Source organism: Lactobacillus sp. XV13L (genome assembly GCF_059900875.1).
Window position 1 is genome coordinate 62,567 of sequence record NZ_JBWXGD010000002.1, and the last position, 19,801, is coordinate 82,367.

Annotated in this window: 35 protein-coding genes; 1 reads left to right on the forward strand and 34 read right to left on the reverse strand. The window is 45.6% G+C overall.

The window, feature by feature from the left end; translation table 11 throughout:
* From AC2JF6_RS02375 to rpsL, 34 genes are all read right to left on the reverse strand, one after another.
* Entirely contained in the window at window positions 1–846 is an 846-nt protein-coding gene (locus AC2JF6_RS02375; RefSeq protein WP_500729164.1) for an energy-coupling factor transporter ATPase, read from the reverse strand.
* Entirely contained in the window at window positions 822–1,682 is an 861-nt protein-coding gene (locus AC2JF6_RS02380) for an energy-coupling factor ABC transporter ATP-binding protein (protein ID WP_500729165.1), read from the reverse strand. The genes AC2JF6_RS02375 and AC2JF6_RS02380 overlap by 25 nt, the downstream gene beginning before the upstream one ends.
* Before the next feature lie 177 nt (window positions 1,683–1,859).
* Complete coding sequence (gene rplQ / locus AC2JF6_RS02385; protein ID WP_500729166.1) at window positions 1,860–2,243, reverse strand: 50S ribosomal protein L17; 384 nt, start codon at window positions 2,241–2,243, stop codon at window positions 1,860–1,862.
* Between the two features lie 24 nt (window positions 2,244–2,267).
* Window positions 2,268–3,206 carry a DNA-directed RNA polymerase subunit alpha gene (locus AC2JF6_RS02390; RefSeq protein ID WP_500729167.1) on the reverse strand — a complete coding sequence of 313 codons (939 nt, stop codon included), beginning with the start codon at window positions 3,204–3,206 and terminating at the stop codon, window positions 2,268–2,270.
* Between the two features lie 45 nt (window positions 3,207–3,251).
* Complete coding sequence (gene rpsK / locus AC2JF6_RS02395) at window positions 3,252–3,635, reverse strand: 30S ribosomal protein S11 (RefSeq protein WP_500727720.1); 384 nt, start codon at window positions 3,633–3,635, stop codon at window positions 3,252–3,254.
* Between the two features lie 21 nt (window positions 3,636–3,656).
* Entirely contained in the window at window positions 3,657–4,007 is a 351-nt protein-coding gene (rpsM, locus tag AC2JF6_RS02400; protein ID WP_500729168.1) for a 30S ribosomal protein S13, read from the reverse strand.
* 22 nt (window positions 4,008–4,029) lie between these two features.
* A complete protein-coding gene (rpmJ, locus tag AC2JF6_RS02405) occupies window positions 4,030–4,146 on the reverse strand; it encodes a 50S ribosomal protein L36 (protein ID WP_003647815.1) in 117 nt (38 codons plus the stop codon).
* Window positions 4,147–4,160: 14 nt separating this feature from the next.
* On the reverse strand, window positions 4,161–4,382 hold the full coding sequence (infA, locus tag AC2JF6_RS02410; RefSeq protein WP_034980408.1) for a translation initiation factor IF-1: 222 nt from the start codon (window positions 4,380–4,382) through the stop codon (window positions 4,161–4,163).
* Between the two features lie 68 nt (window positions 4,383–4,450).
* On the reverse strand, window positions 4,451–5,104 hold the full coding sequence (locus tag AC2JF6_RS02415; protein ID WP_500729169.1) for an adenylate kinase: 654 nt from the start codon (window positions 5,102–5,104) through the stop codon (window positions 4,451–4,453).
* Between the two features lie 10 nt (window positions 5,105–5,114).
* On the reverse strand, window positions 5,115–6,410 hold the full coding sequence (gene secY, locus AC2JF6_RS02420; protein WP_500729170.1) for a preprotein translocase subunit SecY: 1,296 nt from the start codon (window positions 6,408–6,410) through the stop codon (window positions 5,115–5,117).
* Window positions 6,410–6,850, reverse strand: coding sequence for a 50S ribosomal protein L15 (rplO, locus tag AC2JF6_RS02425; protein ID WP_500729171.1), 441 nt, complete (start codon window positions 6,848–6,850; stop codon window positions 6,410–6,412). Before rplO ends, secY begins: the two co-directional genes overlap by 1 nt.
* A 20-nt stretch (window positions 6,851–6,870) precedes the next feature.
* Window positions 6,871–7,056 (reverse strand): 50S ribosomal protein L30, encoded by a 186-nt coding sequence (gene rpmD, locus AC2JF6_RS02430; protein ID WP_500729172.1) that lies wholly within the window; start codon window positions 7,054–7,056, stop codon window positions 6,871–6,873.
* A gap of 13 nt (window positions 7,057–7,069) precedes the next feature.
* The gene (gene rpsE / locus AC2JF6_RS02435; RefSeq protein ID WP_500729173.1) at window positions 7,070–7,576 is read right to left on the reverse strand and encodes a 30S ribosomal protein S5; all 507 of its coding nucleotides are present in this window, start codon (window positions 7,574–7,576) and stop codon (window positions 7,070–7,072) included.
* A gap of 17 nt (window positions 7,577–7,593) precedes the next feature.
* Complete coding sequence (gene rplR, locus AC2JF6_RS02440; RefSeq protein ID WP_500729174.1) at window positions 7,594–7,953, reverse strand: 50S ribosomal protein L18; 360 nt, start codon at window positions 7,951–7,953, stop codon at window positions 7,594–7,596.
* 23 nt (window positions 7,954–7,976) lie between these two features.
* Window positions 7,977–8,507 (reverse strand): 50S ribosomal protein L6, encoded by a 531-nt coding sequence (rplF, locus tag AC2JF6_RS02445; protein ID WP_500729175.1) that lies wholly within the window; start codon window positions 8,505–8,507, stop codon window positions 7,977–7,979.
* 24 nt (window positions 8,508–8,531) lie between these two features.
* The gene (gene rpsH, locus AC2JF6_RS02450) at window positions 8,532–8,930 is read right to left on the reverse strand and encodes a 30S ribosomal protein S8 (RefSeq protein WP_500729176.1); all 399 of its coding nucleotides are present in this window, start codon (window positions 8,928–8,930) and stop codon (window positions 8,532–8,534) included.
* A gap of 22 nt (window positions 8,931–8,952) precedes the next feature.
* Complete coding sequence (locus tag AC2JF6_RS02455) at window positions 8,953–9,138, reverse strand: type Z 30S ribosomal protein S14 (RefSeq protein WP_046307561.1); 186 nt, start codon at window positions 9,136–9,138, stop codon at window positions 8,953–8,955.
* A 20-nt stretch (window positions 9,139–9,158) separates the two neighbouring features.
* A complete protein-coding gene (rplE, locus tag AC2JF6_RS02460; protein WP_500729177.1) occupies window positions 9,159–9,701 on the reverse strand; it encodes a 50S ribosomal protein L5 in 543 nt (180 codons plus the stop codon).
* Window positions 9,702–9,715: 14 nt separating this feature from the next.
* Window positions 9,716–9,967 (reverse strand): 50S ribosomal protein L24, encoded by a 252-nt coding sequence (rplX, locus tag AC2JF6_RS02465; RefSeq protein ID WP_500729178.1) that lies wholly within the window; start codon window positions 9,965–9,967, stop codon window positions 9,716–9,718.
* Window positions 9,968–9,983: 16 nt separating this feature from the next.
* Window positions 9,984–10,352, reverse strand: coding sequence for a 50S ribosomal protein L14 (gene rplN / locus AC2JF6_RS02470; protein ID WP_500729179.1), 369 nt, complete (start codon window positions 10,350–10,352; stop codon window positions 9,984–9,986).
* A 31-nt stretch (window positions 10,353–10,383) separates the two neighbouring features.
* Window positions 10,384–10,650 (reverse strand): 30S ribosomal protein S17, encoded by a 267-nt coding sequence (gene rpsQ, locus AC2JF6_RS02475; protein ID WP_317637139.1) that lies wholly within the window; start codon window positions 10,648–10,650, stop codon window positions 10,384–10,386.
* A gap of 18 nt (window positions 10,651–10,668) precedes the next feature.
* Window positions 10,669–10,866, reverse strand: coding sequence for a 50S ribosomal protein L29 (rpmC, locus tag AC2JF6_RS02480; protein WP_500729180.1), 198 nt, complete (start codon window positions 10,864–10,866; stop codon window positions 10,669–10,671).
* Complete coding sequence (gene rplP / locus AC2JF6_RS02485) at window positions 10,856–11,296, reverse strand: 50S ribosomal protein L16 (RefSeq protein ID WP_500729181.1); 441 nt, start codon at window positions 11,294–11,296, stop codon at window positions 10,856–10,858. The genes rpmC and rplP overlap by 11 nt, the downstream gene beginning before the upstream one ends.
* The gene (gene rpsC / locus AC2JF6_RS02490) at window positions 11,296–11,964 is read right to left on the reverse strand and encodes a 30S ribosomal protein S3 (RefSeq protein WP_500729182.1); all 669 of its coding nucleotides are present in this window, start codon (window positions 11,962–11,964) and stop codon (window positions 11,296–11,298) included. Before rpsC ends, rplP begins: the two co-directional genes overlap by 1 nt.
* Before the next feature lie 13 nt (window positions 11,965–11,977).
* Complete coding sequence (rplV, locus tag AC2JF6_RS02495) at window positions 11,978–12,331, reverse strand: 50S ribosomal protein L22 (RefSeq protein WP_122018831.1); 354 nt, start codon at window positions 12,329–12,331, stop codon at window positions 11,978–11,980.
* 18 nt (window positions 12,332–12,349) lie between these two features.
* Entirely contained in the window at window positions 12,350–12,631 is a 282-nt protein-coding gene (rpsS, locus tag AC2JF6_RS02500) for a 30S ribosomal protein S19 (RefSeq protein ID WP_500729183.1), read from the reverse strand.
* A gap of 18 nt (window positions 12,632–12,649) precedes the next feature.
* The gene (rplB, locus tag AC2JF6_RS02505) at window positions 12,650–13,486 is read right to left on the reverse strand and encodes a 50S ribosomal protein L2 (RefSeq protein WP_500729184.1); all 837 of its coding nucleotides are present in this window, start codon (window positions 13,484–13,486) and stop codon (window positions 12,650–12,652) included.
* A gap of 15 nt (window positions 13,487–13,501) precedes the next feature.
* Complete coding sequence (gene rplW, locus AC2JF6_RS02510) at window positions 13,502–13,807, reverse strand: 50S ribosomal protein L23 (RefSeq protein ID WP_500729185.1); 306 nt, start codon at window positions 13,805–13,807, stop codon at window positions 13,502–13,504.
* A complete protein-coding gene (rplD, locus tag AC2JF6_RS02515) occupies window positions 13,804–14,436 on the reverse strand; it encodes a 50S ribosomal protein L4 (protein WP_500729186.1) in 633 nt (210 codons plus the stop codon). Before rplD ends, rplW begins: the two co-directional genes overlap by 4 nt.
* 14 nt (window positions 14,437–14,450) lie before the next feature.
* Window positions 14,451–15,080, reverse strand: a complete 630-nt coding sequence (gene rplC / locus AC2JF6_RS02520; protein ID WP_500729187.1) for a 50S ribosomal protein L3 — start codon at window positions 15,078–15,080, stop codon at window positions 14,451–14,453.
* A gap of 26 nt (window positions 15,081–15,106) precedes the next feature.
* Complete coding sequence (gene rpsJ, locus AC2JF6_RS02525) at window positions 15,107–15,415, reverse strand: 30S ribosomal protein S10 (RefSeq protein WP_317637148.1); 309 nt, start codon at window positions 15,413–15,415, stop codon at window positions 15,107–15,109.
* A gap of 503 nt (window positions 15,416–15,918) precedes the next feature.
* Window positions 15,919–18,012, reverse strand: coding sequence for an elongation factor G (gene fusA, locus AC2JF6_RS02530; protein ID WP_500729188.1), 2,094 nt, complete (start codon window positions 18,010–18,012; stop codon window positions 15,919–15,921).
* A gap of 21 nt (window positions 18,013–18,033) precedes the next feature.
* Window positions 18,034–18,504, reverse strand: a complete 471-nt coding sequence (gene rpsG / locus AC2JF6_RS02535; protein ID WP_317637151.1) for a 30S ribosomal protein S7 — start codon at window positions 18,502–18,504, stop codon at window positions 18,034–18,036.
* Window positions 18,505–18,518: 14 nt separating this feature from the next.
* Window positions 18,519–18,926, reverse strand: a complete 408-nt coding sequence (rpsL, locus tag AC2JF6_RS02540) for a 30S ribosomal protein S12 (protein ID WP_500729189.1) — start codon at window positions 18,924–18,926, stop codon at window positions 18,519–18,521.
* Window positions 18,927–19,109: 183 nt separating this feature from the next.
* Between rpsL and AC2JF6_RS02545 the strand changes: the two genes are divergently transcribed.
* On the forward strand, window positions 19,110–19,799 hold the full coding sequence (locus tag AC2JF6_RS02545; protein WP_500729190.1) for a prepilin peptidase: 690 nt from the start codon (window positions 19,110–19,112) through the stop codon (window positions 19,797–19,799).
* Window positions 19,800–19,801 lie beyond the last annotated feature (2 nt).

Consider the following 19,801-nt stretch of genomic DNA (forward strand, 5'->3'; position numbering starts at 1 on the left):
TCACCTCCCTAAGTTCTTGGTAATGCCCTGAATCAGCGCGCCCACCGTCAGTGGTGGATTGACAAAGTCATAATTGGTCAACTTCGATGCGAACAGCGAAGCCTTGGGTTCCTCCAAGTGGTGAACCCTAAGCCAGTCACGGTCTTTGAAGACCTCACCCGGGCCCGCGTGCTTAATTAGCCGGCCGTGTTCCATCACCAAGACATCATCGGCATAGTTGGCCACGTCGTCCATGTTGTGCGTTACCAAAATGACCGTGTGCCCCTCCTTTCGATATTGTGAAAAGAGGGTCATCATTTGCTCACGCGCCCGGGGATCAAGGCCGGCGGCCGGCTCATCGAGGCAAAGGATGTCCGGCTCGTACGCCAAAACGCCCGCAATCGCCACGCGGCGCATTTGGCCACCAGAAAGTTCAAACGGCGATCTTTGGCCTATTTCCGGAGGCAGCCCGACCTTCTCAAGCCAGTTCGCAGCGCTCTTCTTAGCCTGCTCAGCAGTATAGCCAAAGTTCTTGGGACCAAAGGCAATATCATCAAGAACCGTATTTTCAAACAACTGCGTTTCCGGAAATTGAAACACGAGGCTAACATGCTGACGCAGTGCCTTAAGGTGCTTATTGGTCGTATCCGGTGTAATATGCGTGCCCGCAATTTCAATATGACCGCTTGTCGGTTTTAACAGGGCGTTGAAGTGCTGCATCAGAGTCGACTTGCCGCTGCCCGTATGGCCAATTATTGCAGTGAACGAGCCCTCGTTCAGTTCAAAGCTGACGTCTTCCAGGCCCTTCTTCTCAAGCGGGGAATCGGGCGAGTACGTGTAGCTTACTTTTTCGAATTTAATTGACATAAGTATTTGATCAACTCTTTTTCTGTATCAAGGCCACCGGAAAGCGCAATGCCCCTATCCTCCAGTGCCTCCTTAATTTGGGCAAAGAAGGGTACGTCAAGTCCCAGCTTTTTTAAAAGCTTAGACTGGCTGAAAACATCAGTGGTGGACCCTTGCGTAATTAGCCGGCCATCGCTCATTACCAGCACCTGGTCCGCCAAGTTGGCCTCATCAATGTCGTGCGTGATGGAAATAACCGTCAGGTCATACTCTTCCTTCATTTGACTGACTATTTGCAAAATATTGTCCCGACCTTCCGGATCAAGCATTGACGTTGCCTCGTCAAGAATAATTATCCGGGGCCTGATAGCTAAGATTCCGGCGATTGCCACACGCTGTTTTTGCCCGCCCGACAGACTGGCCGGCTCTGCATTGGCATAGTCAGACATTCCGACTGCCGCAATTGCCGCAGGAACAATCTTGATCATTTGCTCGCGGGGCACCCCCCTGTTCTCCAGGCCAAAGGCAACATCGTCGGCAACCGTGGCTCCGACAAACTGGTTATCGGGATTTTGAAATACCACTCCAACTTTATCACGAATGCTCCACACTGTCTCATCATTGAGTTCGGTGCCGTCGACCTCAATCGCCGGCTTGCCCTTCTCGTCCGGTACCAGCAGCCCGTTGATCAACCTGATAATCGTCGACTTGCCGCTGCCGTTATGACCAATGATGGCGGTCCAGGACCCCCGCTTAACATCAAAGCTGATGTTATCAATCGCCGGGGTATCTGCCTCGGGGTAAGTAAAACTTACATTGCGAATTCTTATAATATTATCTGCATTATCTGCCGCCATACTCTCACCATCCTAAAAAGTCTGACTCAATTGTAACAAAAAAAACCAAAAAAAATCACCCATGAAGAGGGATAATGAGTAATTATCTAAGCTAGACTAAACTTTCGTCATCATCTTAACGCTTATTCTCACTTTCAAGGGTAATTCTTAATAGCTATTAAGTTCGGTTGTCTTAAATTAAACTAATTCAAGGATAACCATTGGGGCAGCATCACCCTTGCGGGCATTTGCTAACTTCATAATTCTGGTGTATCCACCATTGCGTTCTTTGTAACGCGGTGCGACATCGCTAAAGAGCTTTTGCAGGGCAGACTTAACTACTACTGCATCTCCTTCTTCTTTGATATCAGCAACTTCATTGCGGACAAAAGCAGCAGCCTTTCTCCTAGCGGCTAAATCTCCCCGCTTGCCCAAAGTAATCATTCTTTCGGCAGTTTTGCGTACTTCTTTGGCACGGGTTTCAGTCGTAACAATGCGTTCCTTCATGATCAATTGCGTGGTCATTTCTCTCAGCATTGCTTTTCTATGAGCACTGTCGACCCCTAATTTACGGTATGCCATCAGTTTACCTCCTTTTATTTTCAATTAATCTTCTTGACGAAGTGAAAGTCCTAAGTCAGCTAATTTGTTTTTAACTTCTTCCAATGATTTTCTGCCCAAGTTGCGTACCCGCATCATATCCGCTTCGGTCTTGTCAGTTAACTCCTGCAGGGTATTAATTCCGGCTCGCTTGAGGCAGTTGTATGAACGAACGGACAAATCGAGCTCTTCAATCGTCATTTCGAGCTTCTTCTCGACTTTGTCGTCCTCTTTTTCAACCATTACATCATTGAATTTAGTCTTTGCATCAGCAGTTTCAAACACCTTAAAGTGTTCCACCAAAATCTTGGCGGCAAAACTCAGGGCGTCACTAGGCTTGATTGAACCATCAGTCCAAATCTCTAAAGTGAGCTTGTCAAAATCGTCTCTTTTACCAACACGCGTTGATTCAACCTGGTAATTGACTTTTTCAATTGGTGAAAAAAGGGAATCAACTGGAATGACGCCAATTGGCATGTCATCACTCTTGTTGTCGCTTGCAGCTACGTAGCCGCGACCATTAGTGACCGCGATCTGCATGTGCAGGTGACCACCGTCAGCGATGGTACAAATATACTGGTCAGGATTCAAGATTTGAATGTCCGCGTCAGCCTTGAGGTCGTCAGCCGTAACGGTTGTCGGTCCCTCAACGTCCAACTCAATAATTTTTTGTTCATCAGAAAAAGACTTTAATTCAAGTTTCTTCAGGTTCAAGATAATCTTAGCAACGTCTTCTTTTACGCCAGGAATGGTTGAGAATTCGTGTAAGACATCGTCAATTTGAATATAAACAAGTCCTGTACCCGGGATAGATGTCAGTAAAACTCTACGTAATGAATTACCTAAAGTAGTACCAAAGCCTCGTTCAAGTGGTTCAATAACAAATTTACCATAAGACTTCTCTTGGTCCACAACGGTAATATTTGGTTTTTCAAATTCAATCATTACTAGGCCCCTCTCAAAACGCAACGTCCTTCATTAAGAACAAAATTAAACACGACGACGTTTTGGTGGTCTAGAACCATTGTGGGGAACTGGGGTAACGTCACGGATTGCAGTAATCTCAAGACCTGTGGCTTGAAGTGATCTGATAGCAGATTCACGACCTGAGCCGGGACCCTTAACTGAAACTTCTACATGCTTCATGCCCTGATCCATTGCGCTCTTAGCCGCTGCTTCAGCTGCCATCTGGGCTGCAAACGGAGTAGACTTACGGCTACCCTTAAAGCCCAGCGCACCGGCTGAAGACCAAGCAATTGCGTTGCCTTGAACGTCAGTAATCATGACTAAAGTATTATTAAACGTAGAATGAATGTGCGCAACGCCTTTTTCAACGTGCTTCTTCACACGACGCTTACGTGCTGTTTTAGGCATCAATAAACCTCCTTATAATTTTTATTTATTCTTCTTACTACCCTTACGAGTACGGGCATTATTCTTGGTATTCTGACCGCGAACCGGGAGTCCACGGCGGTGACGCATACCACGGTAAGAACCAATGTCAATAAGCCGCTTGATGTTCATGCTGATTTCTCTACGCAAGTCACCTTCAACGCGGTATTTATCAACTTCTGCGCGAAGCTTTTCCTGGTCGTCTGGAGTCAAATCTTTTGAACGTATGTCTTCAGAAACACCAGCATCCGCACAAATTTTCTGAGCTGTTGGTTCACCAATACCATAAATATATGTTAATGCAACAACTATTCTTTTATCTCTTGGTAAGTCAACACCAGCAATACGTGCCATAAATTGCACCTCCTATTTTATTTTAACCTTGACGCTGCTTGTGTTTTGGATTTGCAGAACAAATAACCATCACACGACCATGTCTTTTAATTATCTTACAATGTTCACACATTGGTTTAACAGATGGTCTAACCTTCATGTTTCCCTCCGTTATTACTTTATAAACCGATAAGTAATTCTACCTTTTGTTAAATCATAAGGAGAAAGTTCGACAGTAACACGGTCTCCAGGCAGGATCCGGATGTAGTGCATCCTAATTTTGCCGGAAACATGTGCTAAAATCACAGCTCCATTTTCCAATTCAACTTTAAACATAGCGTTAGGCAAGGTATCGACTACCTTACCCTTTACTTCAATGACATCATCTTTTGCCAAAGCTGTTCCTCCGCATTTAAACAGTCACACTTTGAAATTATAACACGGAAAAGTAAAGATACCAATTATTACTTTTTACTTAAAACCGCATCGACACTTTCAAAGACCTTTTCTGGCGTTTGTTCACCATCAACAACAGTCAACAACCCATTTTTCTGGTAATAGTCTTTCAAGGGCGTATTCATCTTTTCGTTAACTTCTAAACGATTCTTAACTACTTCAGGCTTGTCATCATCACGCTGGTAAAATTCGTGGCTACCACACCGGTCACAGGTGTCCTTTACTTTGGGCATCTTAGTGATCTTATTATAAGTGGCACCGCAATTCTTGCACATAAAGCGTGCCGATAAGCGCTTGATCAGGGTTTCTTCCTTAACTTCAAGCGAAATTGTGCTCGTTAGGGGTTTGCCCAGCCGCTTTGTGATACCTTCGAGGAGTTCAGCCTGAACTATTGTACGCGGAAAGCCATCCAAAATGTAGCCTTCCTTAATATCCGGCTCACTTAAGCGTTCCTCAACCAGTCTGGCAGTAACCTCGTCCGGTACCAAATCGCCCTTGTCAATATAATTCTTAGCCTCAAGACCAACTTTGGTCTTGTTAGCCATTGCTTCTCTAAACATATCCCCAGTTGAGATGTGAGTTAGATGGTATTTATCGACAATCTGCTCCGATACAGTGCCCTTGCCGGCACCCGGCAATCCTAAAATAAACAAGTTAATCATATATCCGTTCCTATCTGATGAATCCGACGTACTCTCTCTTCATTAGCAAACCGTTAACTTGGCGCGATAATTCCAAGACAACCCCGATAACGATCAATAGGCTAGTTCCGCCTAAACCAATCGAACTCGGCAAATTCCAAATATTAGTTGCAAGCTGCGGCAGTAAAGCCACTAGGCCCAAGAACACAGAACCAACAGTTGATAATCTAATCAATAGTTTAGAAACATAGTTCTGCGTGTCCTTGCCCGGCCATACGCTAGGGATATAGGCACCCTGTTTTTGCAGGTTCTTGGCCAGCTTCTCAGGATTAACCTGAACAAAAGCATAGAAGAACGTAAACAAAATAATCAGAACGGTGTAAATTATTACCCCCGGCGTGGTCTGCATGCTAAAAATCTCGGTCATTACCTTGTACCATTGCTGATCGCCCTGGCTTCGTTGAAAGGCCATTAAAATTGTTGCTGGTGTAATAATAAACGAACTGGCGAAAATTACGGGAATAACACCTGAAACATTAACTTTCAATGGTAAAAAGCTCTCAGAGCCACTGATAGTTGCTCGTCTTGTATATTGGATTGGAATACGGCGATCTGCCTGTTCAACCCACGTAACGATCTGCGTCACGATGAGTATTGCAATGATAATCGCGATGAAGAACAAAATACCTTGCCAACGATCACTCGCACTGTTGTTAATGACGCTTTCCTTATAAAGCTGCCACAATCCGCGCGGAAGTCGCGCAATAATACCGGCAAAAATAATTACCGAAACGCCGTTGCCGAGACCCTTGTCGGTGATCTCATCACCGAGCCAGGTCAACAGCATCGTTCCCGCCGTCATCACCATGGCGATTTCGGCGTAGGTCTGCGGCGTTTGCGTCTTAACCAAACCCATCTGCGTCAACGCATTGAAGCCGAGCGTGATGCCCAGGCTTTGAACAAATGCGACGACCAAAGAGAGCCACCGCGTGACTTGGTTAGTCTTACGACGTCCTACTTCACCTTGCTTTCCCCATTCCACTAACGTTGGAACAATGTCCATCTGCAATAGTTGAATAACAATCTGTGCAGTAATGTAGGGGGAAACACCCAGTGAAAAGATCGAATAAGTATCTAGTCCACCACCAGAAACGGTATCCAGCATCGGGACTAAGCCAGTTTGTGCGACTTGAGTAATCGCTTTTGCATTAACACCTGGAACCGTAATATTAGCCCCAATACGGTATAGCAAAAGAATAAAGAGCGTGAAATAAATCTTATTTCTAATTTCTTTATCCTTAAAGGCGTTCTTCAAGGTCGAAAACATTAGATCACCTCAACAGATCCACCGGCTGCTTCGACAGCTTTTTGAGCAGCGGCGGAAACTTTGTTAACCTTTACGTTTAACTTAACTTTTAACTCGCCTTTAGCAAGCAACTTGACGCCATCTAATTCTTTCTTAACCAAGCCCTTTTCCTTAAGATTGGCAACAGTAACTTCGCTGCCGTCTGCAAACTTGTTTAAGTCTTGCAAATTAACAATGGCGTAATCTTTACGGTTAACGTTCTTAAATCCACGCTTAGGCATCGTTCTGAACAATGGCATTTGGCCACCTTCAAATCCCAAACGGGTGTGGCCGCCTTGACGGGCTAATTGCCCCTTTTGTCCACGACCAGAAGTCTTTCCGTGACCGCTTGATGTACCACGACCAACACGTTTTCTCGTGTCGCGTGAGCCTTCAGCGGCATGTAATTCATGAAGCTTCATTAATTTGAGCACCTCCTCAATTAGTTATTGATCTCTTCAACAGAGATTAAGTGAGCAATTTTCAGCAATGCGCCGCGGCTAGCAGCGTTGTCTGGTAGAGTAGCTGAACTGTTGATCCTACCCAAGCCAAGAGCTTTAACAATTTTCTTTTGTTCAGGCAGACGGTGCGCAGCACTTCTAATTAAAGTAACTTTTAATTCAGTCATTTATCTAGTCTCCCTAATCTAAATTTGCGTGGCGCAGTTTTTCAATATCTTCGCTAGTTCTCAGCTTCTTCAAACCATCCATCGCAGCACGTACGACGTTGATTGGCGTGTTTGAACCAAGGGACTTGGAAGTAACATCCGCGATGCCAGCCATATCCATAACGATACGAACGGCACCACCGGCTGCAACACCGGAACCGGCTGGAGCAGGCTTAAACAGGATGCTGCCTGAGCCGTAGTGGCCAATTACTTCGTGCGGAATGGTTGAACCAACAATCGGAACGTTAATCATGTTCTTCTTGCCGGCTTCAACAGCCTTACGGATTGCTTCTGGAACTTCTTGAGCTTTACCAGTACCAAAGCCTACACGACCTTTTTTGTCGCCAACGATTACCAGAGCAGCAAATCTCATTCGTTGACCACCCTTGACAACCTTGGTGACGCGATTAATTGCTACTAACTGATCTTCGATGTCGTCTTTATTTCTGCGATTATTGCGAGAATCGTTGCGGTTTGCCATGTATTTAATCTCCTTTCCTAGAAATCTAATCCGTTTTCACGAGCGGCATCTGCCAAAGCTGAAATACGGCCGTGGTATAGGTAACCACTTCTATCAAACACAACGTTTGATATGTTCTTTGCCTTGGCTGCTTCGGCAATTGCCTTGCCTACAGCCTGGGCCTGTTCTACCTTAGTTGAATCCTTCGAAACAGAATCGTCTAAAGTTGAGGCACTTGCTAGCGTTACACCCGCTACGTCATCAATTAATTGAGCGTAGATGTTTTTATTCGAACGGAAAACACTTAAGCGTGGGCGCTCAGCAGTACCAGAAATCTTGCTACGAATACGTTTATGACGCTTTAAGCGCAATTTATTCTTATCTGGTTTTGAAATCACAATTTCACCTCAAAATTTATCTATTACTTACCTGTCTTACCTTCCTTACGACGTACGTATTCGTCAACATAACGAATACCCTTGCCCTTGTAAGGTTCTGGTGGACGTACAGCACGGATCTCAGCAGCAAACTGTCCAACATTTTGCTTTGAAATTCCTTCCACTTCAATGTCAGTGTTTGAAGTGGCATTTACGCTAACACCTTCCGGTGCCGTCATCTCAACCGGGTGCGAGTAGCCAACGTTCAAGGTCAGCTTATTGCCCTGCGTAGTTGCACGGTAACCAACACCGATCAACTTCAAAGTCTTCTTGTAGCCGTTAACCACGCCTTCAACCATTGAAGCCAAGTTTGCTCTTTCAGTTCCGTGAAGTGCTTTGTCGCTTTCACTTGAACGAGAAAAGTTAATCTTGCCATCTTCCTGCTTAAAGGTAATTTTCGGATCGAAGTATCTAGTTAATTCACCCTTTGGTCCCTTGACGGTGATGTCGTTGCCATTCTTGGTAACGGTGACACTGTCTGGGACGTCAATTGTTTTTAAACCTATACGGCTCATTGATTATGCTCCTTTCTGTCAGAATTACCAAACGTAAGCAACAACTTCGCCGCCAACGTTCTTCTGTCTTGCTTCCTTGTCGGTAATCACGCCGGCAGAAGTAGAAACGATGGCGATGCCCAAGCCGTTAAGTACCTTAGGCAGGTTTTCAGCACTAACGTAATTTCTCAAACCCGGTTTGGAAATACGCTTTAAGCCTGAAATAACACGTTCACCGTCTGGTCCATATTTCAAGAAAACCTTGATAATGCCTTGTTTATTGTCATCTGCAACTTCGTAATCACGGATGAAGCCTTCGCGTTTCAGAATTTCTGAAATAGATTTTTTAATGTTTGATGCAGGAATTTCAACTGAACTATGCTTTGCCATGTTGGCATTTCTAATTCTAGTCAAGTAATCTGCGATCGGATCTGTCATGACCATTTATGCTATCCTCCTAACCGTATTACCAACTGGCCTTTTTAAGACCGGGGATTTGACCCTTGTGAGCTAAATCCTTCAGACAAATACGGCATAAGCCAAATTTACGGTAAACGGAGTGTGGGCGACCACATCTCTCGCAACGAGTATATTCACGTGAAGAAAATTTAGCAGGACGATGATTTCTAATTTTTTGTGATGTTTTAGCCATTAATGTCCTCCATTATCTTGCTATTTTGCAAACGGCATGCCGAACTGGCTGAGCAGCGCATGGGCTTCCTCATCAGTGTTGGCAGTAGTAACGATAACAATATCTAATCCCCTGGTCCGGTTAACCTTGTCGAAATCGATTTCCGGGAAGATCAGCTGTTCTTTAATACCTAAAGTGTAGTTGCCCCGGCCATCAAACGAACGGCTTGAGACACCACGGAAGTCACGAACACGAGGAAGTGAAACATTGACTAACTTGTACAAGAAATCGTACATTCTATCTCCTCTAAGAGTTACCTTAGCACCGATAGACATGCCTTCACGCAAGCGGAAGTTGGCGATTGATTTCTTAGCCTTAGTGACTAACGGCTTTTGTCCCGAAATCAAAGTCAATTCTTCAACTGCTTCGTCCAAGTTCTTGGCGTTTGAAACAGCGTCACCAACACCCATGTTCAGAACAATCTTATCAATCTTTGGTACTTGCATTACTGACTTGTAGTCAAATTTTTCTTGCAGTGCAGGAACGATTTTTTCTTTGTATTCTTGAGCTAAATAATTTGCCATTTGTGTCCTCCCTTCTACTTCTTAGTTTCTTCTTTTTTGCTTTCAGACTTAGCAATCACCTTGACGTTTGATGCGTGGATTGAACCATTTGACTCAACCACGCCACCATTTGCGTTGGTTTGTGAAGGCTTTTCGTGTTTCTTAATCGTGTTAACGCCCTTGACAACCACACGGTTTTTCTTGGTGTCAACGGAAAGAACGATACCTTCTTTGCCCTTGTCTTTTCCGGCAATTACTTTTACTTTGTCACCAGTTTTAACAAACATCAGTGCACCTCACTTATTATAAGACTTCAGGAGCAAGAGAGACGATCTTCATAAAGTCGTGCTCACGCAACTCACGCGCAACAGGCCCAAAGATACGGGTACCCCGGGGGCTCTTGTCTGCATTAATAACTACGCCAGCATTCTCATCAAACCTAATGTATGAGCCATCTTCACGACGCGCGCCTGATTTTGTTCTAACGATGACCGCCTTGACAACGTCACCTTTTTTGACAACGCCACCTGGTGTTGCTTGTTTAACGGTTGCAACCACGATGTCACCAATGTTACCGGTCTTACGCTTTGAACCACCCAAGACCCTAATAACCAAAAGTTCTCTGGCACCTGAGTTATCAGCAACCTTCAAACGGGATTCATTTTGAATCACTATATAATCCTCCCCTCACTAAATCCGCAAGTTAAACAGATTTCTTAACAATTTCAACTAAACGAAAGCGCTTTGTACGAGATAATGGACGAGTTTCCATGATACGAACAGTATCGCCAACTTTAGCTTCATTATTTTCGTCTTGTGCGTAGTATTTCTTGGAATATTTAATCCGCTTCTTGTATACAGGGTGATTCTTGTAAGTGTCGACAACAACTGTAATCGTCTTATCGTTCTTATCAGAAATTACTCGACCTTGATATACGTGACGATGATTTCTTTCGATTGATTCGCTCAAGTTAATAACTCCCTTCCACTAATCGTTCTTCAATGCTTTTTCGCTCAGAATTGTCTTAATCCTAGCGATATTCTTGCGGACCTTGCCGAGGCGAGCGGTATTTTCTAATTGACCCGTTGCTTGTTGGAAGCGCAAATTAAAGAGTTCTTCTTTGTATTGCTTTTCCTTGTCTAACATTTGATCAGTGGTTAGTGCTCTGATTTCCTTAGCCTTCATTAGAATTGCCACCTACTTCCGAACTTTTCATCACGAACTTGCATTTGATTGGCAGCTTGGTTGAGGCAAGACGGAGAGCTTCGCGCGCAACTTCTTCGCTAACGCCGCCAATTTCAAACATAATTTTTTCCCGCTTGACTACGGCTACCCAGCCTGCTGGTGCACCTTTACCGGAACCCATCCGGACACCAACACCCTTAGCAGTGTATGACTTTTGCGGGAAAATTCTAATCCAAACTTTACCGCCACGCTTCATGTAACGTGTCATCGCAACACGGGCAGCCTCGATTTGTTGAGAGGTAATCCAGTGCGACTCAAGCGCTTGGAGGCCGTATTCGCCAAAGGCAATGGTTTTGCCGCCCTTAGCGGCGCCACGCATCTTGCCACGGAACTCACGACGGTGTTTTACTCGTTTTGGTACTAGAGGCATTATTTGTTTCCTCCCTTCACGTTTTCGGGCTTCTTACTTCTTGAAGGTAAGATTTCACCCCGGTTGATCCATACTTGAACGCCAATTTCGCCATAAGTGGTGTAGGCATTTACCCAAGCATAGTCAATATCCGCTCTTAAAGTTTGCAGTGGAACCCGGCCCTCTGTGTGCCATTCTCTTCTTGCCATGTCGGCACCGTTCAAACGACCAGAAGTCTGCACTCTGATGCCCTTGGCACCGGCGCGCATTGTTCTTTGCGTAGCCTGACGGGTAGCACGCCTAAACGCAATACGCGCTTCAAGCTGGCTGGCGATACTCTCAGCAACTAACTGAGCATCGAGGTCTGGTTTCTTGATTTCAACAATGTTAACGTGAACCTGCTTGTTAGTCAAAGCATTCAGGTCTTTTCTCAATGCTTCAACTTCAGCTCCGCCCTTACCAATTACCATACCTGGTTTTGAGGTATTGATTGATACGTTGATTCGGTTGGCTGCACGTTCAATTTCAACAGTAGAAACAGAGGCGTCCTTTAATCTCTTCGAGATGAATTTTCTAATCTTCAGGTCCTCAGTTAAGGTTTCTTTGTATCCTCTGTCAGCATACCATTTTGATTCCCAGTCACGAATTACGCCGAGACGAAAACCATTTGGGTTAATCTTCTGACCCATTAATATACCTCCCTTAATCGTTCTTTTCTGAAACTACTACAACTACATGACTAGTTCTCTTGTTAATCGGAGAAGCCATACCTTTGGCACGTGGTCTGAATCTCTTTAAGGTTGCACCCTCATTGACATATGCTTCAGATACGTACAGGTTAGCACTTTCAAGATCATAGTTGTGTTCTGCGTTTGCAATTGCTGAGCGCAAAACCTTTTCAACGATTGGGGAAGCAGCTCTAGGCGTGAATTGCAAGATTGCCAATGCTTCAGCAACGTCCTTGCCGCGAATCAAATCAACGACTAGGCGCGCTTTTCTTGCAGCGATCCGGACAGTTCTTGCTTCAGCCCTAGCTGAACTAATTTGTTCTGCCATTTAGTGTTTCTCCTTCCTCTATTTTGCAGTAGCCTTGTCACTAGATGTCTTGTGTCCACGGAAAGTTCTCGTTGGAACAAATTCACCTAGCTTATGGCCAACCATGTCTTCAGTCACATAAACCGGGACATGCTTTCTACCATCGTAAACAGCTATAGTCAATCCAACGAAGGAAGGGAAAATAGTTGAACGACGCGACCAAGTCTTAATAACCTGTTTTTTGTCTGTGTCCGCTTGAGCATCAACTTTCTTTAACAATGATGCATCGGCAAAAGGCCCTTTTTTTATACTACGGCTCATTAATTAACCCTCCTTCTATTACCTGCTGCCCTTACGGTGACGAATAATTAAGCGCTCGCTGGCTCTCTTCTTGTTTCTGGTCTTAACACCACGGGCCTTCTTGCCCCAAGGAGTCATCGGTTGTGGACGGCCAACTGGGGCCTTGCCTTCACCACCACCATGCGGGTGATCGTTAGGGTTCATTACGGAACCACGAGATTGCGGACGTCTGCCCAACCAGCGGCTACGACCAGCCTTGCCCAGTTGAATCAGTGAGTGCTGCTCGTTGCCAACAACGCCGATAGTTGCGCGGCAAACGGACAAAATCTTGCGTACTTCGCCACTCTGCAGTCTAACCAGCGTGTATTTGCCATCGTTGCCCAAAACTTGTGCGCTGGTTCCGGCACTTCTCACGAGTTGTCCACCCTTGCCTGGTCTTAATTCAATGTTGTGAATTGAGGTACCAGTAGGAATGTCCTTTAATTGCAGGGCGTTGCCCGGCTTGATGTCGGCGTTTGAACCTGATTCGACAATATCGCCCACCTTTAGTCCCTTTGGAGCTAAAATGTAGGCCTTGATACCATCTGTGTAGTGCAGAAGCGCGATGTTAGCAGTTCTGTTAGGATCATATTCGATAGCCTTAACAACTGCCTTTGCATTGTCCTTGTTGCGCTTAAAATCGATAATACGGTATTTTTGCTTGTGACCACCGCCACGGTGTCTGCTAGTAATATGACCATATGAGTTGCGACCTGCAGTGTGTGATTGCGCTTCAAGCAAGGTGCGTTCTGGCTTGCTCTTGGTAATCTCAGCAAAGTCGGAAGAAGTCATATTACGGCGACCGTTTGTGGTTGGCTTATATACTTTAATAGCCAATTGACTGACCTCCTATTACTTACTTTCTTCTGTGTTTTCGTCTTTGAAAATCTTGATGTCGTTTGAATCGTTAGTCAAGGTAACAATCGCCTTGCGGCTGCGAGCAGTCTTGCCGCTGTAACGGCCAACCCGCTTGTCCTTGCCCCGAACATTCATAATGTTAACTTTCTTAACCTTAACATCGAAGATCTCTTCAACAGCATCACGAACCTGAGTCTTAGTTGCAGTTAAAAGCACGTTGAAAGTGTACTTCTTATCATCCATTAAGTTCGTTGACTTTTCAGTAATGACAGGTCTTAAAATGATATCGTGTGCACTCATTTCTCAGAAGCCCCCTCAACATTCTTTTCAATCTTCTCAATGGCGTCTTTAGTCAAGATTAACTTGTCAAAATTGACAACATCTTCAACGTTTACGCCGTTGATCGTAACAACCTTAACGTTCGGCAAGTTCTTTGCTGATAGCTGGACGTTTCTGTCCTCTGAGACAACCAGCACCTTGCCTTCAACCTTTAAGCCGTCCAGTATTGACTTGAATTCCTTAGTCTTAGGAGCAGCCATTGTCAACTGGTCTAAAACGATTAAATCTTGATCAAGCAATTTTTGTGAAAGAACCGACTTGATAGCCAAACGACGTTGCTTTCTTGGCATTGAATATGCGTATGAACGTGGAGTTGGTCCGAAGACTACACCACCGCCGCGCCATTGTGGTGACCTGATGGAACCTTGACGAGCACGTCCAGTACCCTTTTGCTTCCAAGGCTTCTTGCCACCGCCGCGAACAGCAGATCTGTTTTTAACCTTCGAGGTACCCTGACGCCTGCCGGCCCTTTGTCTGATGATAGCATCAAAAACGACGCTTTCGTTCGGTTCAATTGCGAACACTTCATCTTTTAAAGTGACTTCACCAGCATCTTTGCCCTTTTGATCGATAACTTTTATATTAGCCATTCTAGTCCTCCTTCCTAATCGTTACTCTTAACAGCAGATCTAACGGTAATCAATGAGTTCTTAGCACCTGGAACATTGCCCTTAATTAAAAGCACGTTCTTGTCTGCTACAACTTTCTCAATTACCAAGTTTTCAATGGTAACCTTCTTAGTACCCATGTGCCCTGGCAAACGCTTGCCCTTTGGCACACGGTTGATGATGGAACCCATTGAACCAGGAATTCTGTGGTATCTTGAACCGTGAGTTTCTGGTCCACGTGATTGGCCCCAACGCTTAATGTTACCCTGGTATCCATGACCTCTTGTAATTCCGGTAACGTCAACAACGTCGCCTTCCTTAAATGTGTCCACAGTAATTTCTGAGCCGACTTCGTAGTCCTTAAGCTCAACTCCGCGGATTTCACGTATGAAGCGCTTAGGCGAAGTCTTTGCTTTTGCAGCATGACCTTTTTCTGGTTTGTTGCTCAAAACTTCACGCTTGTCCTGGTAGCCTACTTGAATTGCCTCGTAGCCGTCTGATTCAACAGTCTTAACTTGCATAACAACGTTAGGAGCTGCTTCAACAACAGTTACAGGAACAAGGATACCATCTTTGGTGAAGATTTGAGTCATACCGACTTTTCTTCCTAAGATTCCTTTGGTCATGATCACACCTCTTTCTTTTTTTAAAATTATAACTTGATTTCGATGTCAACGCCGCTTGGTAGATCAAGCTTCATTAGGGAATCAACAGTCTTAGGTGTTGGGTTCAAAATATCGATCAGACGTTTGTGCGTCCGCATTTCAAACTGTTCACGCGAGTCCTTGTTCTTATGCGGTGAACGCAGAACCGTGAATAAAACCCTCTCTGTTGGCAATGGAACTGGTCCTGAAATTTCGGCACCAGTTCTCTGCGCAGTAGCTACAATTTTAGCAGCTGATTCATCGAGAATACCATGTTCGTAAGACTTAAGTCTGATACGAATTGATTGACTTGCCATTAAATTACCTCCTCAACGTCTTCTTTAAAAGATGACTGGCTTCCGCAAAAATTCCCGGCGCCACCACTGTGGCAATGCATCCTGGTGTGCCGCAACCTTTTGCATCAACGCTTTACAACAAACATGTGCATGAGAGCAGAGTACGCCCTAAAAGCACAAAGACTATTGTACCGATTCTAAGCCGAAATATCAAGGGTTTAGCGGGATTTTCTTTGCTTTTTTGCAAAAGTTGATCGTCCTTTCCCCCTTTTTTCGCCAAGCAAAAAAATGCAGCTTTATTCAACTGACTCTTTTGGCCTATTCCGATTTCGCTGCCCGCTTGGGTCAGGCACAACAGGCTCAGCTAACTCTTGGCCCATATCGGATTGCGGAGCACAAGATATTAATGTGATAGTTGTATTGGTACACGTTGACTTGGGACACGTTTATTTTTGTCCGCAAAAAAGAGACGCTGGCTCTACCAACGTCTCGATTTTAACTTTAAGTTTTATCTGCTAATAAGTTTATTCAGCGTGACCGCCGCGACTCTTAATAATTTCTTCTTGGATTGACTTAGGGGTAACCGCATAATGGTCAAATACCATTGTAAAGGTTCCGCGTCCCTGGGTCGATGACCGCAAAGTAGTTGCGTAACCGAACATTTCGGCAAGTGGCACCATTGAGTTCAAAACTTTGGCACCGGCACGGTCTTGCATGTTGTCCATTGTACCACGACGGGCAGTGATTGACCCCATAACATCACCGAGATATTCTTCTGGCGTAATTACTTGTACCTTCATAATCGGCTCTAAGATTACGGCACCGGCTTTGGGAGCAGCATTTCTCAGTGCTAAGGAAGCAGCAACCTTGAAGGCAGCTTCAGAGGAGTCGACTTCGTGGTAGCTACCATCGTAAAGCTTAGCCTTGACATCAATCAACGGGTAGCCGGCAAGAATGCCGTTCTTCATTGACTCCTGCAGACCAGCATCAACGGATGGGATAAATTCACGCGGAACAACCCCACCGACAATGGCATCTTCAAATTCGTAGCCCTTACCGCGCTCGTTTGGCGTAAATTCAATCCAAACATCACCGTATTGACCCTTACCACCGGATTGACGAACGAACTTACCCTGTGCCTTAGTTGGCTTAGTGAAGGTTTCACGGTAGGCAACCTGCGGATTACCAATCTTGGCCTCAACGTGGAACTCGCGTTTCATACGTTCAACCATGATTTGCAAGTGCAGTTCACCCATTCCGGAAATCAGCGTCTGGCCAGTTTCAGCATTGGTTTCAGCCCTGAAAGTTGGGTCTTCTTCAGTCAATTTTTGCAGGGCAACGTCAAGCTTGTCCCGGTCAGCCTTTGATTCTGGCTCGATGGAAACTTGAATAACTGGATCTGGAACTTCCAAACTTTCCAAAATAAGCGGGTGGTCTGGATCGGTCAGCGAGTCACCGGTAGTGGTGTTCTTCAGGCCGATTGCACCAGCGATATCGCCTGAGAATACTTCAGGAATCTCGTTTCTGGAGTTGGCGTGCATCTGGAGCAGACGTCCAACACGTTCACGACTATTCTTAGAAGCGTTCAGCACGTATGAACCAGATTCAAGTGAACCAGTGTAAACCCGGATGTAAGTCAAACGTCCAACGAACGGGTCAGTAGCAATCTTGAATGCAAGTGCGGCAAATGGCTTGTCGTCACCAGCCATTAATTCGCTCTCCTCACCGGTCTTAGGGTCGTGAGCAATATAAGGCTTAACGTCTACTGGTGATGGCAGGTAGTCAACAACACCGTCCAGCATCATCTGCACGCCCTTGTTCTTGAATGCTGAACCAGCGAAAACAGGGAAAATCTTTAATTCCAAAGTAGCCTTACGGATGGCTGCCTTCAACTCGTCGATGGAAATTTCCTCACCATTAAGGTACTTTTCCATGATGTCGTCGTCGACGTCGGCAACCTGCTCGATTAACTCGCTGCGGCGCTTTTCGGCTTCGTCCTTGTACTCGTCAGGAACCGGAATAGTGTCCCAGTTGGAACCAAGCTTGTCCTCGTCGTAAACGTCGGCGTTCATGTTGATCAGGTCGATAACGCCTTCGAAGGTCTCGGCTGAACCGATTGGCATCTGCACGGCTAATGCATTGGCGTTTAAACGTTCGTGCAGCGACTTGACGGAATTGTCGAAGTCAGCACCGATTTTGTCCATCTTGTTAACAAAAACAATTCGAGGAACACCGTAAGTTTCAGCCTGGCGCCAAACATTTTCAGTCTGGGGCTCAACACCGGCCTGAGCGTCAAGAACAGTTACCGCACCGTCGAGCACACGCAGGGAACGCTCAACTTCGATGGTGAAGTCAACGTGTCCTGGGGTGTCGATGATGTTGATCCGGTAGTCATGCCACTGCGCAGTCGTTGCGGCTGACGTAATGGTGATACCACGTTCTTTTTCTTCGTCCATCCAGTCCATCTGTGAGTCACCCTCGTGGGTCTCACCGATCTTGTGGATTTTACCAGTATAGTAAAGAATACGCTCTGTAGTGGTAGTCTTACCCGCATCAATGTGGGCCATGATACCAATATTACGTGTTTTTTCTAATGGAAATTCACGCTTATTAGCCATAAATTTTTCTCTCCTTAATAATTAGAAACGATAGTGGGCAAACGCACGGTTTGCTTCAGCCATTCTGTGTACGTCTTCGCGCTTCTTAACCGCTGAACCGGTGTTGTTGGAAGCGTCGATGATTTCATTGGCCAGGCGCTCATCCATCGTGTGTTCGTTACGCAGGCGAGCGTAAGAAACGAGCCATCTCAAGCCCAAAGTCGTTCTTCTCTCGGGACGAACTTCAACGGGGATCTGGTAGTTGGAACCACCGATACGGCGTGCTCTAACTTCCAAAACGGGCATAATGTTGTTCATTGCTTCCTCAAAAACATCAAGTGGCTCCTTGCCGGTCTTGTCTTTAACAATGTTGAAAGCATCATAAAGGATTGAAGACGCCTTAGCTCTCTTACCATCAAGCATCAAGTGGTTGATCAACTTAGTAACGAGCTTTGAGTTGTACACTGGATCCGCTAAAATATCTCTTTTAGTAACATGTCCTTTTCTAGGCATTATTTAACTCCTCCTTAATCTTTCTTGGCACCGTACTTAGAACGGCCTTGCTTTCTGCCGTCAACGCCGGCAGTATCGAGGGCACCACGAATGATGTGGTAACGAACACCAGGAAGGTCCTTAACACGGCCACCACGGATCAAAACAACCGAGTGCTCCTGCAAGTTGTGACCTTCACCGGGAATATAAGCGGTAACTTCGATCAGATTAGAAAGACGCACACGCGCGTACTTACGCAGCGCTGAGTTTGGCTTCTTTGGCGTCATAGTGCCGACACGAGTGGCAACTCCACGCATTTGGGGTGCTGGATTGTTTACCAGTTCCTTTTTCATACTGTTGTAGCCGTAGCTCAAAGCTGGCGATTTTGATTTAGTCGTCTTGGTGTGACGGCCTTTTCTTACCAATTGGTTAATGGTTGGCATTAATTTTTCCTCCTAAAATCGATTATTCTGTTCACACACCCAGGAGTTTCTTTTTTACCCCTGATGTATACTTCAAAATGCACAATGACTATTGTACGCGTTTTTAGGCAAAAAGCAATCCTTAATTAAATAAAAAAGATGAAAAACTCCTTTTCTGGCGTAGTTACTGGTGAGGTGAACGAAATGACGCAACTCTATTGTCTGACCAACTTTTTTATTGGTGCCTGCCTTGCATCCCACGCAGCTGTGATTGCCGCACGCATCGACCGGGAAGACTTTATCTTCTCGCGCTCGCACTGCCAAGCGTGCAGAACGGAACTCAGCCTGCTGGATGAACTGCCCATCGTTTCTTACTTCTGGCTGCACGGCAGGTGTCGCTACTGCCACGCACCCATTCCGGCCACGCTGCCGGTCATTGAAACTGTTGGCGGATTTGCGTACGCCCGCGTCGACTTCAGCGGCCGTGACGGAATTGCGCTGGCAATTCTGCTCTTCAGCCTGCTCATAACCGCTATCTCCGACCATGAACACAGGGAATTTCACGTTAGCATGCTGCTGCCGGCCGCTGGGCTTGCGCTCTCCCGCAGCAGCAAGATCTTACGCTACCAGCTGCTGGACCTGTTCGAATTGCTGCCTGTTGTGGTTATCCTCGTTTGCTACGTTTGCCGCGGCAAGATGGGGACTGGCGATTTGATTATCTATTTGATTTTGGCTATTTACTTCAGCCCCGCGTTTGCCAACCGTATTTTTCTCTTGGCCGCGCTTTTTTTGCTGGTTCACTTCCTGCTGGAACGGAAAAACCGGCGGGCGCAGGATGAGATTGCCTTCGTTCCGTACATTTTTTTGGGACTAACCGTCCTGCTGCTAGCGTAAGA

Coding starts and splice junctions, on each gene's coding strand:
- AC2JF6_RS02375 (WP_500729164.1), bottom strand. CDS start 846: ATGTCAATTAAATTCGAAAAAGTAAGCTACACGTACTCGCCCGATTCC.
- AC2JF6_RS02380 (WP_500729165.1), bottom strand. CDS start 1,682: ATGGCGGCAGATAATGCAGATAATATTATAAGAATTCGCAATGTAAGT.
- rplQ (WP_500729166.1), bottom strand. CDS start 2,243: ATGGCATACCGTAAATTAGGGGTCGACAGTGCTCATAGAAAAGCAATG.
- AC2JF6_RS02390 (WP_500729167.1), bottom strand. CDS start 3,206: ATGATTGAATTTGAAAAACCAAATATTACCGTTGTGGACCAAGAGAAG.
- rpsK (WP_500727720.1), bottom strand. CDS start 3,635: ATGCCTAAAACAGCACGTAAGCGTCGTGTGAAGAAGCACGTTGAAAAA.
- rpsM (WP_500729168.1), bottom strand. CDS start 4,007: ATGGCACGTATTGCTGGTGTTGACTTACCAAGAGATAAAAGAATAGTT.
- rpmJ (WP_003647815.1), bottom strand. CDS start 4,146: ATGAAGGTTAGACCATCTGTTAAACCAATGTGTGAACATTGTAAGATA.
- AC2JF6_RS02415 (WP_500729169.1), bottom strand. CDS start 5,104: ATGATTAACTTGTTTATTTTAGGATTGCCGGGTGCCGGCAAGGGCACT.
- secY (WP_500729170.1), bottom strand. CDS start 6,410: ATGTTTTCGACCTTGAAGAACGCCTTTAAGGATAAAGAAATTAGAAAT.
- rplO (WP_500729171.1), bottom strand. CDS start 6,850: ATGAAGCTTCATGAATTACATGCCGCTGAAGGCTCACGCGACACGAGA.
- rpmD (WP_500729172.1), bottom strand. CDS start 7,056: ATGACTGAATTAAAAGTTACTTTAATTAGAAGTGCTGCGCACCGTCTG.
- rpsE (WP_500729173.1), bottom strand. CDS start 7,576: ATGGCAAACCGCAACGATTCTCGCAATAATCGCAGAAATAAAGACGAC.
- rplF (WP_500729175.1), bottom strand. CDS start 8,507: ATGAGCCGTATAGGTTTAAAAACAATTGACGTCCCAGACAGTGTCACC.
- rpsH (WP_500729176.1), bottom strand. CDS start 8,930: ATGGTCATGACAGATCCGATCGCAGATTACTTGACTAGAATTAGAAAT.
- AC2JF6_RS02455 (WP_046307561.1), bottom strand. CDS start 9,138: ATGGCTAAAACATCACAAAAAATTAGAAATCATCGTCCTGCTAAATTT.
- rplE (WP_500729177.1), bottom strand. CDS start 9,701: ATGGCAAATTATTTAGCTCAAGAATACAAAGAAAAAATCGTTCCTGCA.
- rplX (WP_500729178.1), bottom strand. CDS start 9,967: ATGTTTGTTAAAACTGGTGACAAAGTAAAAGTAATTGCCGGAAAAGAC.
- rpmC (WP_500729180.1), bottom strand. CDS start 10,866: ATGAAGGCTAAGGAAATCAGAGCACTAACCACTGATCAAATGTTAGAC.
- rplP (WP_500729181.1), bottom strand. CDS start 11,296: ATGCCTCTAGTACCAAAACGAGTAAAACACCGTCGTGAGTTCCGTGGC.
- rpsC (WP_500729182.1), bottom strand. CDS start 11,964: ATGGGTCAGAAGATTAACCCAAATGGTTTTCGTCTCGGCGTAATTCGT.
- rplV (WP_122018831.1), bottom strand. CDS start 12,331: ATGGCAGAACAAATTAGTTCAGCTAGGGCTGAAGCAAGAACTGTCCGG.
- rpsS (WP_500729183.1), bottom strand. CDS start 12,631: ATGAGCCGTAGTATAAAAAAAGGGCCTTTTGCCGATGCATCATTGTTA.
- rplW (WP_500729185.1), bottom strand. CDS start 13,807: ATGAGTGCACACGATATCATTTTAAGACCTGTCATTACTGAAAAGTCA.
- rplD (WP_500729186.1), bottom strand. CDS start 14,436: ATGGCTAATATAAAAGTTATCGATCAAAAGGGCAAAGATGCTGGTGAA.
- rplC (WP_500729187.1), bottom strand. CDS start 15,080: ATGACCAAAGGAATCTTAGGAAGAAAAGTCGGTATGACTCAAATCTTC.
- rpsJ (WP_317637148.1), bottom strand. CDS start 15,415: ATGGCAAGTCAATCAATTCGTATCAGACTTAAGTCTTACGAACATGGT.
- fusA (WP_500729188.1), bottom strand. CDS start 18,012: ATGGCTAATAAGCGTGAATTTCCATTAGAAAAAACACGTAATATTGGT.
- rpsG (WP_317637151.1), bottom strand. CDS start 18,504: ATGCCTAGAAAAGGACATGTTACTAAAAGAGATATTTTAGCGGATCCA.
- rpsL (WP_500729189.1), bottom strand. CDS start 18,926: ATGCCAACCATTAACCAATTGGTAAGAAAAGGCCGTCACACCAAGACG.
- AC2JF6_RS02545 (WP_500729190.1), top strand. CDS start 19,110: ATGACGCAACTCTATTGTCTGACCAACTTTTTTATTGGTGCCTGCCTT.